12 protein-coding genes are annotated in these 13492 nt (G+C 64.3%); 7 read left to right on the top strand and 5 right to left on the bottom strand.

Translation table 11 applies throughout. The annotated features are described in order from the left end of the window. Nucleotides 1-45: 45 nt before the first annotated feature. The 3 genes from fecA to ACF8K2_RS06825 all read right to left on the bottom strand — a co-directional run bounded on the left by fecA (nt 46) and on the right by ACF8K2_RS06825 (nt 3882). Entirely contained in the window at nt 46-2373 is a 2328-nt protein-coding gene (gene fecA, locus ACF8K2_RS06835) for a TonB-dependent Fe(3+) dicitrate receptor FecA (protein ID WP_392464041.1), read from the bottom strand. 88 nt (nt 2374-2461) lie between these two features. Continuing rightward, the gene (locus ACF8K2_RS06830) at nt 2462-3391 is read right to left on the bottom strand and encodes a FecR domain-containing protein (protein WP_392464040.1); all 930 of its coding nucleotides are present in this window, start codon (nt 3389-3391) and stop codon (nt 2462-2464) included. After that, entirely contained in the window at nt 3388-3882 is a 495-nt protein-coding gene (locus ACF8K2_RS06825; RefSeq protein ID WP_392464039.1) for a sigma-70 family RNA polymerase sigma factor, read from the bottom strand. Before ACF8K2_RS06825 ends, ACF8K2_RS06830 begins: the two co-directional genes overlap by 4 nt. A gap of 179 nt (nt 3883-4061) precedes the next feature. Between ACF8K2_RS06825 and ACF8K2_RS06820 the strand changes: the two genes are divergently transcribed. The 6 genes from ACF8K2_RS06820 (at nt 4062) to ACF8K2_RS06795 (ending at nt 10361) form a co-directional block, all read left to right on the top strand. After that, nucleotides 4062-4367 carry a DUF3649 domain-containing protein gene (locus ACF8K2_RS06820; protein WP_392464038.1) on the top strand — a complete coding sequence of 102 codons (306 nt, stop codon included), beginning with the start codon at nt 4062-4064 and terminating at the stop codon, nt 4365-4367. After that, nucleotides 4364-5944: a PepSY-associated TM helix domain-containing protein gene (locus tag ACF8K2_RS06815; RefSeq protein ID WP_392464036.1), complete on the top strand. Its 1581-nt coding sequence runs from the start codon at nt 4364-4366 to the stop codon at nt 5942-5944. The genes ACF8K2_RS06820 and ACF8K2_RS06815 overlap by 4 nt, the downstream gene beginning before the upstream one ends. Beyond that, nucleotides 5938-6264, top strand: coding sequence for a DUF3325 domain-containing protein (locus ACF8K2_RS06810; RefSeq protein WP_392464035.1), 327 nt, complete (start codon nt 5938-5940; stop codon nt 6262-6264). Before ACF8K2_RS06815 ends, ACF8K2_RS06810 begins: the two co-directional genes overlap by 7 nt. Nucleotides 6265-6268: 4 nt before the next feature. Continuing rightward, a complete protein-coding gene (locus tag ACF8K2_RS06805; protein WP_392464034.1) occupies nt 6269-6841 on the top strand; it encodes an RNA polymerase sigma factor in 573 nt (190 codons plus the stop codon). After that, the gene (locus tag ACF8K2_RS06800; RefSeq protein ID WP_392464033.1) at nt 6841-7824 is read left to right on the top strand and encodes a FecR family protein; all 984 of its coding nucleotides are present in this window, start codon (nt 6841-6843) and stop codon (nt 7822-7824) included. Before ACF8K2_RS06805 ends, ACF8K2_RS06800 begins: the two co-directional genes overlap by 1 nt. A gap of 134 nt (nt 7825-7958) precedes the next feature. Further along, nucleotides 7959-10361 (top strand): TonB-dependent siderophore receptor, encoded by a 2403-nt coding sequence (locus tag ACF8K2_RS06795; protein WP_392464031.1) that lies wholly within the window; start codon nt 7959-7961, stop codon nt 10359-10361. Here the strand turns inward: ACF8K2_RS06795 and ACF8K2_RS06790 are convergent. Next, nucleotides 10358-11233 carry a helix-turn-helix domain-containing protein gene (locus ACF8K2_RS06790; RefSeq protein WP_186553795.1) on the bottom strand — a complete coding sequence of 292 codons (876 nt, stop codon included), beginning with the start codon at nt 11231-11233 and terminating at the stop codon, nt 10358-10360. The two genes, ACF8K2_RS06795 and ACF8K2_RS06790, sit on opposite strands and share 4 nt — an antisense overlap. 232 nt (nt 11234-11465) lie before the next feature. On the opposite strand from ACF8K2_RS06790, the gene ACF8K2_RS06785 reads away from it, so the two are divergent. Further along, the gene (locus ACF8K2_RS06785) at nt 11466-12368 is read left to right on the top strand and encodes a DMT family transporter (protein WP_186553796.1); all 903 of its coding nucleotides are present in this window, start codon (nt 11466-11468) and stop codon (nt 12366-12368) included. 98 nt (nt 12369-12466) lie between these two features. Here ACF8K2_RS06785 and ACF8K2_RS06780 read toward each other — a convergent pair whose 3' ends face one another. Next, nucleotides 12467-13441 carry a 2-hydroxyacid dehydrogenase gene (locus ACF8K2_RS06780; protein WP_392464030.1) on the bottom strand — a complete coding sequence of 325 codons (975 nt, stop codon included), beginning with the start codon at nt 13439-13441 and terminating at the stop codon, nt 12467-12469. Between the last annotated feature and the right edge of the window lie 51 nt (nt 13442-13492).

Below are 13492 nucleotides of genomic sequence, written 5' to 3'. Positions count from 1 at the left end.
AAGAAAAATTTCCTGTTGCAATAAATTCGAAATCATCTAGGGCCGTCAGAACGCAACCGATGTTTGCAGGTATAAAGTCCGAGGTTCGCCGACGTACTTGCCCTTGTTGTTGTCATCGAACGAGCGGGTGTAGTACTCGCGATTGAACAGGTTCTTCACCCCCACCGCGACCTTGAGGTTGGACAACTGCGGGCCGAAATCGTAGGCCGCGCGGGTGCTGACCAGCATGTAGCCAGGAATCCGCCCGGTGCTGCCATCAGCGCTCTCTTCGCCGGTGTTGGCGTTGTCGGCGTACTGGCTGCTCTGGAAGCTGCTGTCCAGGTCCAACTGCCACGGACCTTCGGTGTAGCCCACGCCCAGGGTGCCCTTGTGGCGGGACGAGAACGGCACCTGGTTACCTTTGTTCGGCCCATCTTCGCGGATAGTGGCATCGACGAAGGCGTAGCTGGCATGCACATCGAAGCCGGCCAGGGCAGGGCTCAAGCCATCCAGGGCATAACGCACGCTGGTCTCGATGCCCTGGTGACGGGTTTCGCCACGGGCGATCACCGAGTCGTTGGTCTGGTTGCTTTCATACTGATTGTCGAAGTTGATCAGGAACGCGCCGATTTCTGCCTGCAAATCGCCGTTGTCGTAACGGCTACCCACTTCCCAGGTGCGCGCTTTCTCCGGTTTCACCTCACCGCTGCTGACTCGGTTGGGCATCTGGCTGTATTGCACGCTGCCGAACGAGCCTTCGGTGTTGGCGTAGAGGTTCCAGCTGTCGGTCAAGTGGTACATCACGTTAAGCGCCGGCAGGGCGGTGTTGTAGCTGCCCTGGTAGCGCTGGCCGTTGAGCTTGTTGCTCTGCTCGGAGTCGATCATCTCGTAGCGCACGCCCGGGGTAATGGTCCAGCGGCCGATGTCGATGCGGTCATCGAGGTAGATGGCATGCGCTTCGGTACTGCCGCGGGTGTCGCGGTCGTTGCGACTGGCGGTGGTGGGCAGCTCGCCATTGACCGGCTCGCGGAAGCGCAGTTCGTGCCCGGCCTCGTTGATGTAGCGGTAGCCAACGCCCAGTTCGTGCCAGCTGTCGCCCAGCGCCAGGCCTTGCGAGAAACGCGTTTCGATACCACGCACCCAGTACTCGCGCGGCGACAGCGAGACGAAACTGCCCTGGTCCAGATAACCGCTGCGCAGGGTCTTGGTGAAGAAGCTGTTGACGCTGAACTGGCGGTCATCCTGTTTGTAGTCATAACCGACGTTGACCAGCGTGCGACGGCCCCAGAACTTGTCTTTCAAGCGGGTTGACTGATACGGGTCGGCATCGAAGTCGGCCTTGCTCAGGCCGCCAGGCATTTGCGCCTCGCCCTCGTAGTACTGGGCCATGGCGTGCAGGCTGTTGGCCTCGTCGAGCTGCAGCTTGCCCTTGAGGATCAGGTCGTCGATCTGCGTGTCGCTGTGTTCGCGCCAGTCGCCGCCACGGGTGCCGGAGTACAGCAATGCACCGCCCAGGCCGTTGTCGTTGGTGCCACCGACCAGCAGGTTGGCGCTGTTCTTGAAGCCATCGTGGCTGGACGAGGGGCTGATCTGGTTTTGCATGGCGGCCTTGAAGGTCGCCTGTTCAGGAATGGCGCGGGTCACGAAGTTGACGATGCCGCCGACGTTCTGCGGCCCGTAGCGCACCGCACCGCCGCCGCGCACCACGTCTACCGCGTCCATGTTGCCCAGGCTCAGCGGGGCCAGCGACAGCTGCGGCTGGCCATAGGGCGCGAACGGCACCGGGATGCCGTCCATCAGCACGGTCGAGCGCGAGGCCAGGCGTGGGTTGAGGCCACGGATGCCGAAGTTCAGCGCCAGGTCATGGCTGCCGGTGCCGTTGTTTTCCGGGGCATTGACCCCGGGGATGCGGTTGAGCACTTCGCGCGCGCTGCTGGCGCCGCTGCGTTCGAACGCTTCGCGGCGGATCACGTCACGCGCGCCGGGGTGCTCGAAAACGTTGTCCTGCTGGGCTTCGGCCAGCCAGTCGCCGACCACGGTCGAGGCGCCCAACTCCACCGGCGCACCTGCAGCAGGAGCGGCGATGGGTTGCAGGCTGAAGGCATTGTCGGCCTCCTGGCGGGCTTGCAGGCCGCTGCCGCGCAGCAAGGCAGCGAGGCCCTGGCTCACCTCGTACTGACCGTCCAGCCCTGGGCTTTGTAGGCCTTGGGTCAACTGCGAGCCGAACGAGATCAGTGCGCCGCTTTCGCGGCCAAACTGGTTGAGCGCATCTTCCAGCGAGCCGGCCACGATGTGGTAGGCGCGGGCATCGGCCGCTTGGGTGGCAGGCACAGCGAGGCCGAGGGTGGTGGCGAGCAAGAGCGCCTGAACGAGAGGGCTGGGGCGAAGCAGCATGTGAGTGGTCCTTGAGAAGGGGGTCTGCCTTCTCTGTCACGCGAGCGTTGCTAAATGGCTCAGGTTATTTCGATTTTTTCAAAACTCTTTAACCGGTCCGGGATTCAACCGTCACCCAGTACCGGGTAAAGCGCCTCACCCGCACTGGCAGCGCCACCTCCAGCATCTGCAGAATCCGCTCGCTGTCATCCAACGGGTACGAGCCGGAAATACGCAGGTCCGCGACCTGCTCGCTGCACCCCAACTGGCCGTGTCGATAACGCCCCAGCTCGTCGAGAAAATCCGCCAGGCGCATCTGCGAGGCCACCAGCATGCCGTCGACCCAGGCGCCAACATTGCGCTGCAGTGGGGCGATCGCCTGCCACCCGCTGCCAGCGAACCTGGCCTGCTGCCCCGCCAGTAAGGCGTGCCCAGCCGCGCTCGCGCTGCCGTCGAACACCGACACCAGGCTAAAACCACTGAACTGGCGCACGTTGAACCGGCCCTGATCCAGGCGCAGCACCCCTTCGGCACTGCGCAGCAGCAACGGCCGTGGATCCTTGGCGACTTGCAGTTGCAGTTCACCTTCGAACAGGCGCACCAGCCGTTGTTGGCCGTCGAAGCGCACATCGGCGGCGCTGCGGGTATTGAGCTGCAGCTCGCTGCCGTCGCCGAGGGTCATGCGCCGCCGCTGCCCCACCGGACTGCGGTAATCGGCCATCAGCCCAGGCAGCGCTGTGTGCTGCTGCAGGCCGAAGCCGGTGGCGCTGGCCATGCCCACCAGCAGCAGCGCCTTGAGTGCCCGGCGACGGGCCGGGGAGGGCGGCGCCTGCAAGGTGGCGTGCACCACCGGTGAGGCGACGCCACGTAGGCGCTGGTTGACCTGTTGAATATGGCTCCAGGCGCGCTGGTGCTCGCTGTCTGCGGCCAGCCAGCGCTCGAATGCCTGCTGCTGGGCAGCGTCGAATGTTTCGTCCTGGGACTCGATCAGCCAGTGCACGGCCTGCTCGGCCACCTGCGCGCAGAAGGTGCTGTTCACAGGGCGAAGTAACAGCGCATGGCCGCCTTGTTCAGGTAGCGTTTGACCGTGGCCAGGGAAATGCCCAGTTGCCGTGCGATTTCGCCCTGGCCCAGGCCATCCACCTGAGCCAGCAGGAACGCCCGCTTGACCAAGGGCGCCAGGCCGTCGAGCAAGCGGTCGAGCTCCAGCAACGTCTCGAAGATGATCGCCTTCTGCTCCTCGCACGGCGCGACCTCTTCGGGCACCTGGGCCAAGGCCTCGAGGTAGGCGCGCTCCAGTTCCTGGCGGCGAAAGTGGTTGCACAGCACGCGCTTGGCCACCGTGGTCAGAAACGCCCGCGGTTCTACCAGCTGCGGTACTTCCCGTGCCTGCAGCAGGCGGATGTAGGTGTCATGGGCCAGGTCCGCGGCGTTTTGCGGACAACCCAGGCGCCGCCGCAGCCAGCCGGTCAACCAGCTGTGGTGGGCGTGATAAAGGCCTTCGACCGTAGAAGAGAGGGCGCTGGACACCGTCGACACTCCGGCGCCTGATTGCGCAACTGGAAGTAATAATTGTTCGCATTGTATTCAGGCGATCGACCTACGGCAATCCTTGCCGAGCGACCGATTTCATCAAAACGTGTCGACTGAACTTTGCTTATGAGAATTGAAATCATTATTATTGCAGCCCCGTTTTCTCGGACCGCGTCATGAAAAGCAAAGCCGCCGGGCTGCCCCTGAGCTATCGACTGGCCGTGACTTCACGCAGCCTGGCCGCGTTGCTGGGCGGTTACCTGCTGGCGTCGATGACCAGTGTCTGCATTGCCTTGCTGGCGCCGATGGCGCAAGTGGACGCGGCCCTGACCGGCTTGTTGTCGTCGTTCGTGTTCTACCTGCTGGCCTTCATCTGGTGCTTTGCCTGTCGCAGCGCTTGGCGCGCCTGGCTTGGCGTGCTGCTGCCGAGCCTGCTGCTGGGGATGATCAATGGATTGGCCTACTGGATGAAAAACCCATGAAAGAGGGCTTCCGCCAGGCCATGGCCTGGTTGCACACCTGGACCGGCCTGATCTTCGGCTGGCTGTTGTTCGCCATCTTCCTGACCGGCACGCTGTCGTACTTCAAGGAAGAGATCAGCCACTGGACCCAGCCTGAGATCCGCAGCCATCAGCTCGACCCGGTCGCAAGCCTGGGCTTGGCCCAGCAGTACCTGCAGAGCAACGCCGGCAACGCCAGCAGCTGGTTCATCCGCCTGCCCAATGAGCGCGAGGCGGCATTGAGCGTCAACTGGCGCGACCCCAACGCCCAAGGCCGGCGCGGCTTCACCAGCAAAGCGCTGGACGCCCACAGCGGCGAGCCGGTCGAGGCCCGTGACAGTCGCGGCGGCGAGTTCTTCTACCGTTTCCACTTCCAGCTCGAAATGCCCTACCCGTGGGGCCGCTGGCTATCGACCTTGTGCGCTTTCATCATGCTGCTTGGGCTGGTGACCGGGATCATCACCCACAAGAAGATCTTCAAGGAGTTCTTCACCTTCCGCCCGGGCAAGGGCCAGCGCTCCTGGCTGGATGGGCACAACGCGATCGGTGTGTTGGTGCTGCCCTTCCACCTGATGATCAGCTACAGCAGCCTGGTGCTTTTCATGTACATGGTGATGCCGGCCGGCATCCTTGCCAGCTACGGCGATAGCGGCGGTTATTTCAACGATCTGTTCGGCCGCGACGACCCACCTGCAGTGACTGGCGTCGCCGCGCCGATGGCGCCATTGCCCGAGCTTTATGCCAAGGTCCAGACCCTGGCCCCCGGTGCGCGCATGGGCTACATCCAGATTCAGAACCCTGGTGACAGCAGTGCCCGGGTCACCTTCACCCAGGCCGCCGCCGATCACGTGGCCTACAGACGCAGCGCCAACTGGACCTTCGATGGCGTCAGCGGCGAGCTGCTGCGCCAGGGCGCTCCGGAAAGCGTGGCGATGATGACCGCTTTCAGTTTCGCCGGTTTGCACATGGGTAACTTTGCCGACCCTTGGCTGCGCTGGCTGTATTTTGCTTTTGGTATCGCCGGCACTGCGGTGATTGGCACCGGCCTGGTGATGTGGCTGGGCAAGCGCCAGCTCAAGCATGCCAAGAGTGCCAGCCTGCCGGGTGAACTGCGCCTGGTCGAAGTGTTGAACATTGCCAGCATGAGCGGCCTGCTGCTGGGCGTGGCGGCTTTCTTCTGGGCCAACCGCCTGCTGCCGGTTGCCCTGCAGGGCCGCGCCGACTGGGAGGTCAACGCCTTCTTCCTGGCGTGGGCAGTGTCGCTGGTGCATGCCGTGCTGCGACCCGGGCGTAAGGCCTGGGGCGAGCAACTGGCGCTGGGCGCGCTGGCATTTGCCCTGTTGCCCCTGCTCAATGCGCTGACCACTGGGCAGGGGTTGGATCAGTCGATCGCTGCCGGTGATTGGGCCATGGCAGGCTTTGACCTGACTGCGCTAGGCACCGGCCTGTTCCTCGGCTGGGCGGCGAACAAGATGCTGCGCGCGCCCAAGCCGGTCGCCAAGCGCGCCCCGCGCACGGCCAAGGCCAGCGCTGAAGTGGTCGAGGTGAACGGATGCTGAGCATTGCCTTGATCGGTTATGCCGGGTTTGCCGGCCTGTGCCTGAGCATGGAAAAACACTTCAACGAGCTGCTCAAGCGCAAGCCCCGCGGCGCCCAGGCGCGGGCGCTGCGTATCGGCGGCTGGCTGCTGTTGGCGCTGTCGCTGGTGCTTGCCGTGCAACTGCGCGGTTGGGCGTTGGGTCTGGTGGAGTGGATCGCTGTGCTGATGGCAGGCGTGACCCTGTGGGTGTTCGGCTTGCCCTATCAGCCACGCCTGCTGCTGGGCCTTGCCGCAGCAAGCGTGGTGCTTGGGCCACTGCTGGCCGTGATCGGCGTGTGAGCGCTTGAGCGAGCCGCTAGACATCAGCAAGCCTGAAGCCGACAGCGCCACTGGCCGCGCGCGCTTCGTGCAAGTGTTCCTCGCCCAACGTGCGCGCATGGAGGCGTTGGTCAGCCGCCGCGTGGGCTGTCGTGCCACCGCGGCTGATCTGGTCCAGGAGTTGTTCCTGCGTTTCTGGCGGCGCCCCGAGGTCAAGGTCGAGGCGCTGGACACCTACCTGCTGCGCTGTGCTGGCAACCTGGCCATCGATCATCTGCGCAGTGAAGGCAGCCGCGGGCGAATCGTTGAAGGCCTGCCCGCAGTGGATCAAGACTCGCCCAGCCAAGCCATGGAGCAAGCGCTGCAAGTCGAGCATGACCTGCAACGGATCGAGGCCGCGCTGCGCGCCCTGCCGGAACGGACCCGGCAGATTTTCCTGCTCAACCGCATCCACGGTTGCACTTACGGCGAGATCGCCAAGGCCATGCAACTGTCCCAGAGCGCTGTGGAAAAGCATATGATGCGCGCCCTCGAAGCGTGCAAGGCGAGTATTGCCGAGCCCGCATCCGCCGTGCGCAGACCAGGGAGCGCCCGTTGATGAGCCGTACCGACCCGATCTGCGCCGACCCTGCCCAGGCGGCCCTGAGCTGGCTGAGCCGGATCAATCAGCATCCCGCCGAGGCACAGAGTGCTGCGTTCAAGCGTTGGCTGCTGGCCGACCCCGCCCATCGCCAGGCCTATGCCCAGGCTCAGGCACTGTGGCGCCTGAGTGAAGCGCCGGCAGCGAAACTGGCTGGCGAGGAGCAGGACAGCCTGCAGCACTACCTCGATGCCATCCGCCAGGCGCCAGCCCGCAACCCCTGGCGACGCCGTGCTGGCGCCCTGGCGGTTGCCGCGTGCCTGGTGTTGGCACTGGGCACCCTGGGCGGTTGGCAGCCGCAATTCTGGTTGCAGGATGTGCAGGCCGACTACACCAGCGCTGGGCAGGTGCAGCAGATCACCCTGGCAGACCAGTCGCGCATGACCCTGGATGCGGGCAGCGCAGTAGCCATCGATTTTGCCCATGGCGAGCGGCGCGTGCGGCTGTTGCGCGGTGCGGCGTTCTTTGAGGTGACCCATACCGGCCAGCCGTTCCTGGTGGATGCCGGTGGTGGCCAGGTGCGGGTGCTTGGCACCCAGTTCGAGGTGCGTGAGCAGGGCGCGGGGGCGCAGGTCACGGTGCGTAGCGGGCGGGTCGCGGTAACCTCCGGGCAGGGTCAGCAGCCTCGCGAGCTAACCGCTAATCAACAACTGGCCTATGCCGATGGCGTGGCCGGGCAGGTGTTGGCGGTGGACAGTGACAGCCGCCTGGCCTGGCGCCAGGGCTGGTTGAATTATTACCAGGTGCCGTTGGCGCAGGTGATCGATGATCTCAGCCGTTATTACCCTGGGCGGATCGTGCTGCTCGATGGCGAGCAAGGCCTGCGTAAGGTCAGTGGAAGTTTCCCGGTCGAGGAACCGCTGCTAGCGTTGGACTCGCTGGGCAAGGTCATGGGCTTTTCGCGCAGCACCTTGTTAGGCCGGTTGACCCTTTTGAAGTAGCGTTAGCGCCGACACTGGCAATGTATTTTTCAACTTTTTTCACAGCACAGGTGAGGTAACAGGACGTGGCATCCGTGTAGTGAGTGGAAGTGCGATTCATTCGCAAGTAATCACCCTCTCACAGGTCAGCGTCCATGAAGTTCTCCCCGCGTTGCGTGTCTCTCTGGCTCGGTCTTGGCACCCTGTCCGCCGTCGGCGTGGTGCCGGTTGCCAGCGCTGCCCAGCAGACCCAGCTGTATGCCTTTGCCCAGCCCAGCCAGCCGCTGGCCGCAGCCCTCAACGCGTTCAGCCGCACCACCGGCCAGAGTGTGGTCTACACCCTCGAACTGGCCGACCTGCAAGCGCCAGCGCTGAACGGCTCGCTCAGTGCCGAGCAAGCCTTGCAGCAGTTGCTCGGCAATGCTGGCCTAAGCTGGCGCCGGCTCGACGCACGTACCCTGACCCTGGAATTGGCCGACAGCGCCGGCGCGCTGAACCTTGAGGCCACCAACGTCAATTCGCAGATGGACGACTACAGCTACCAGCCGCCGGCCAGCGCCTCGATCATGCGTGGCCAGGGGCCGATCCAGGACATTCCCCAGGCGATCAACGTGGTCCCGGCCCAGGTCATCCGCGACCAGGCCCCGCGCAACCTCGACGACGCCCTGGCCAATGTCAGCGGCATCACCCAGGGCAACAACTTCGGCGGCACTTCCGACACGGTGATGAAGCGCGGTTTTGGTGACAACCGCGACGGTTCGATCATGCGCGACGGCATGCCGCTGGTGCAGGGCCGCAGCCTCAATGCCAGCACCGAGCGGGTCGAAGTGCTCAAGGGGCCGGCATCGTTGCTGTATGGCATCCAGGACCCGGGCGGGGTGATCAACGTGGTCAGCAAGCGCCCGCAACTTGAGCAGTACAACGCCTTGACCCTGCGCGGCTCGACCTACGGCAGCGGCAAGAACGGCGGTGGCGGTGGCCTGGACAGCACCGGCGCGTTGGGCGACAGCCCACTGGCCTATCGCTTGATCGTCGATCATGAAGACGAAGACTACTGGCGCAACTACGGCGTGCACCGCGAATCCCTGGTGGCGCCGTCGCTGGCCTGGCTGGGCGAGGACACGCAAGTGGTGCTGGCTTACGAGCACCGCGAGTTTCTCTATCCGTTCGACCGTGGCACCGCCTTTGGCAGCGACGGGCATCCGCTGAACATCCCCGCCACGCGCCGTCTGGACGAGCCCTTCAACGACATGGAAGGCCGCTCGGACCTGTACCGCCTGGAGGTCGATCATCAGCTCAGCGATGACTGGAAAGCGCACTTTGGCTACAGCTTCAACCGCGAAACCTACGATGCCAGCCAAGTTCGAGTCACCGCCGTCAATGAAGCCAAGGGCACGCTGACGCGCAGCATCGACGGCACCCACAACGCCATGAGTCGCGATCAGTTCGCCACCTTCAGCCTGAACGGCAACGTGGTGGTGGCGGGCATGCGCCATGATCTGCTGGTGGGCGTCGATCACGAGGACCGCAAGGTGTTTCGTGGCGACCTCATCCGCCAGACCCCAAGCGCGACCTTCAGCTATGAGAATCCGCTCTACGGCCAGCAACAGGAAGGCAGCAACGTGCGTGCCAGCGACAGCGACCAGACCGACAAGCTGCGCACGGACTCACTGTTTATCCAGGATGCGCTGCACCTGGATGAGCATTGGATCCTGGTGGCCGGCGGGCGCTTTCAGCAGTACGACCAATACGCCGGACGCGGCCGCCCGTTCAAGGCCAACACTGACAACAGTGGCCAGACCTGGGTGCCGAATGCGGGCGTGGTGTACAAGGTCGATGAGCAACTGTCGTTGTATGGCAGCTACAGCGAGTCGTTCAAGCCCAATTCGAGCATCGCTCCGCTGAGCATCGGCGGCGGCCAGACCTTGCTGCTCGATGGCGGTATTGCACCGGAAGAAGGCAAATCCTGGGAGCTGGGCGCCAAGCTCGACATCCCCGGCCAGCTCACCGGCAACCTGGCCTTGTTCGATATCACCAAGCGCAACGTGCTGGTCGCCGACGGCGACAGCAACCCCGGCACGATCATCTACAGCAACGCAGGCCAAGTGCGCTCACGAGGGGTGGAGCTGGACCTGACCGGCCAGCTCAGCGAGCGCTGGAGCCTGATCGGCAGCTACGCCTTCACCGACGCCGAAGTGACCAAGGACCCTGAACTCAAGGGCAAGCGCCTGCAGAACGTCGCCCGTCACAGCGGCTCGCTGTCGGCGGTGTACGACTACGGCAGCCTGTTCGGTGGCGACCGCCTGCGGCTGGGGGCGGGCGCTCGCTATGTGGGCGAGCGCGCAGGCAACGCGAGCAACGATTTCGACCTGCCGGCCTATACCGTCGCCGATGCTTTCGCCAGTTACGAAACCCAATTGGATGAGCACAAGGTGCGCTTGCAACTGAACGTGAAGAACCTGTTCGACAAGGTGTACTACACCTCGGCAGTCAACCGTTACTTCGTCGCCCTCGGCGATGCACGTCAAGTCAGCCTGTCGAGCACCTTCGAGTTCTAATGGGCGAACGCTGCACGATACTCGCCAGGGGTCGCGCCGAGCGCCTGGCGAAAGCGATTGCTGAAGTGGCTGGCGCTGGCAAAACCACACAGCAGGGCGATCTGCACCAGCGCCAGATCGCCCAGGCGCAACAGTTGGCAGGCCCGCTGCAGACGCCGCGCCAGCAGGTATTGGTGCGGCGGCAGGCCGAAGCTTGCGCGAAACATCCGGGCGAAGTGGTATTCGGAAAGGTTGCAGCGCAGCGCCAGGTCCGCCAGGGTGATCGGTTGATCTAGGTGCGCTTCGATGTACTCGACCAGTTGCCGGCGCAGGCTCGGTGCCAGGCCGCCCTTCAGGCGCAGGCCTTGGCGTAGACCGGCCTGGCTGAGCACCGCGTGGTCGACGATATCGTGGGCCAGGCTGCTGGCCAGCAAGCGCTCGCCGGGCTCGTCCCAGTTCAAGCTGATCAGCTGGCGAAAACGCCGGGCCTGCTGCGCATCTTCAAGGAAGGTCGCTTCTTGTAGCTGCATCTCGCGCGGCTCACGATCGAGCAGGCGAATACAGCCAAGGGCGAACTGCTCCTCGCTGATGTACAGGTGCGCCAGGCGAATGGCGCCGTTGACCACCCAGTTCGACTCGTGGCCGGCGGGCATGATGCACAGCTTGTCGGGCGCGCCTTTGTCGGACGGGCGCTGGCGGCGGAACGTGCCGGTGCCGTCGGCGATGTAGCAGGACAAGGTGTGATGGCTGGGCGCCTGGTAGTCACGGGCATCGTCGCGGTTGCTCCATAACGCAGCAGCCAGCCCCTCGCCCAGTTGCGCGCTGTGTTCCAGGCGAGCGTTGGGCGAGGCGTGCATGGCGTTGAAGACTTGCAGCTGGGTCAGTGGTGGCATGGGCGATTCCTCTGAGTGCCATCCTACTGCGCAATGGCGGGGTTGGCAGTGCCTGGCGATGGAAAAGCGCAAGTTTGTGCAAGCGCACCGGTCATCCGAGGCTCGACACTGGCTCCATGTGATGCCCATCGCGGGGCAAGCCCGCTCCCACGCTGCCTATCCAGCACTGGCTATCTGCGTGGGAGCGGGCTTGCCCCGCGATGGGTACCAATACCTGCCTGAGGATCCAGCCATGAACCTGTCGCTCTACCTGCTCACCGTGCTCATCTGGGGCACCACCTGGATTGCCCTCAAGCTACAACTGGGCGTGGTTGCCATCCCCGTTTCGATCGTCTACCGCTTCGCCCTGGCTGGGCTGATCCTGTTCGCCATCCTCCTGCTGACCCGCCGCCTGCAACCGATGAACCGCCGCGGCCATTTGATCTGCCTGGCCCAGGGCCTGTGCCTGTTCTGCGTCAACTTCATGTGCTTCCTGACTGCCAGCCAATGGATCGCCAGCGGCCTGATCGCCGTGGTGTTCTCCACCGCGACCCTGTGGAATGCGCTCAATGCGCGGGTGTTCTTCGGCCAACGGATCGCCAGCAATGTTTTGGCCGGTGGGGCGATGGGCTTGCTCGGGCTGGGGTTATTGTTCTGGCCGGAACTGTCCAGCCACGCTGCCAGCCGCGAAACCCTCTACGGCCTGGGCCTGGCGCTGCTCGGCACGCTGTGTTTCTCGGCCGGCAACATGCTTTCGAGCATGCAGCAAAAAGCCGGGCTCAAGCCGATGACCACCAACGCCTGGGGCATGGTCTACGGCGCGGCGATGTTGGCGGTGTATTGCCTGCTCAACGGGGTGCCATTCGCCATGGAATGGAACACGCGCTATATCGGCTCGTTGCTGTACCTGGTGATCCCGGGCTCGGTCATCGGCTTTACCGCGTACCTGACCCTGGTCGGGCGCATGGGGCCGGAGCGCGCGGCCTATTGCACGGTGCTGTTCCCGTTGGTGGCGCTGAACGTGTCGGCGGTTGCCGAGGGTTATCAATGGACGGCGCCAGCGCTGTTGGGGCTGGTGGCGGTGATGGCGGGGAACGTGTTGGTGTTTCGTAAACCGAAGGTCAAAGTAGTGCAAGGGGCTGTAGTTGTGCGCTGACAGGTTAGCCCTCATCGCGGGGCAAGCCCGCTCCCACGCCAACCTAGCCTTGCGAGAATGGCGTGGGAGCGGGCTTATCCCGCGATGAGGCTGGCCTGTCAGTGCTTCCACACCTGCGGATTGACCAGATCCCGAGGCCGCTCACCGAGCAGTGCCGCACGCAGGTTGTCCAGCGCCCGGTTGGCCATCGCTTCACGGGTCTCGGCAGTGGCCGAGCCAATATGCGGCAGGGTCAAGGCATTGGGCAGCTTGAACAGCGGCGAATCGGCCAGCGGTTCTTTCTCGTACACATCCAGTCCGGCGCCGCGAATGGTGCCGGCCTGCAACGCCTCGATCAGCGCGGCCTCATCTACCACCGGCCCACGGGCGATGTTGATCAGGAACGCGCTGGGCTTCATCAGCTGCAGTTCGCGAGCGCCGATCAGCTTGCGGGTAGCATCAGACAGCGGCACTACCACGCAGACGAAATCCGCCTCGGCCAACAGCTGATCGAGGCTGCGGTACTGCGCGCCGAGCTCCTGTTCCAGCGCCTGCTTGCGGCTTTTGCCGGCATACAGGATCGACATGTTGAAACCAAAGCGGCCACGCCGGGCGACGGCGGCGCCGATATTGCCCAGGCCGATGATGCCCAGCGTCTTGCCGTGCACATCGCTGCCGAAGCGGTCTGGGCCAACAGTGGCTTGCCACTGGCCGGCCTTGGTCCAGGCGTCCAGCTCCGCGGTGCGACGGGCGCAGCCCATGATCAGCGAGAACCCCAGGTCGGCAGTGCTTTCGGTGAGCACGTCGGGGGTGTTGGTCAGGGCGATGCCGCGCTCGTTGAAGTAGTCCAGGTCGTAGTTGTCGTAGCCGACCGACACACTCGACACGACTTCCAGCTTGGCTGCGCCTTCGAGCTGCGCCCGGCCAAGCTTGCGGCCGACGCCGATCAGGCCGTGGGCCTCGGGCAGGGCTTCGTTGAACTGGGCATTGATGTCGCCGAGCTTGGGGTTGGGCAGGATCACGTTGAAGTCGTGCTGCAGGCGCTCGGCCATGGCCGGGGTGATGCGGCTGAAGGCCAGGACGGTCTTTTTCATCGGGCTACTTCTCTGCAAGGCGGTGGTGGAGTGTCAGTGCCGACCGCATCG

Origin of the sequence: Pseudomonas sp. xss_2 (assembly GCF_043104195.1) — a bacterium.
In the GTDB taxonomy this organism is placed as follows: Bacteria; Pseudomonadota; Gammaproteobacteria; order Pseudomonadales; family Pseudomonadaceae; genus Aquipseudomonas; species Aquipseudomonas urmiensis.
Note: the sequence above shows the minus strand (reverse complement) of the source record. Positions and strands in the feature narration are given on the sequence as shown.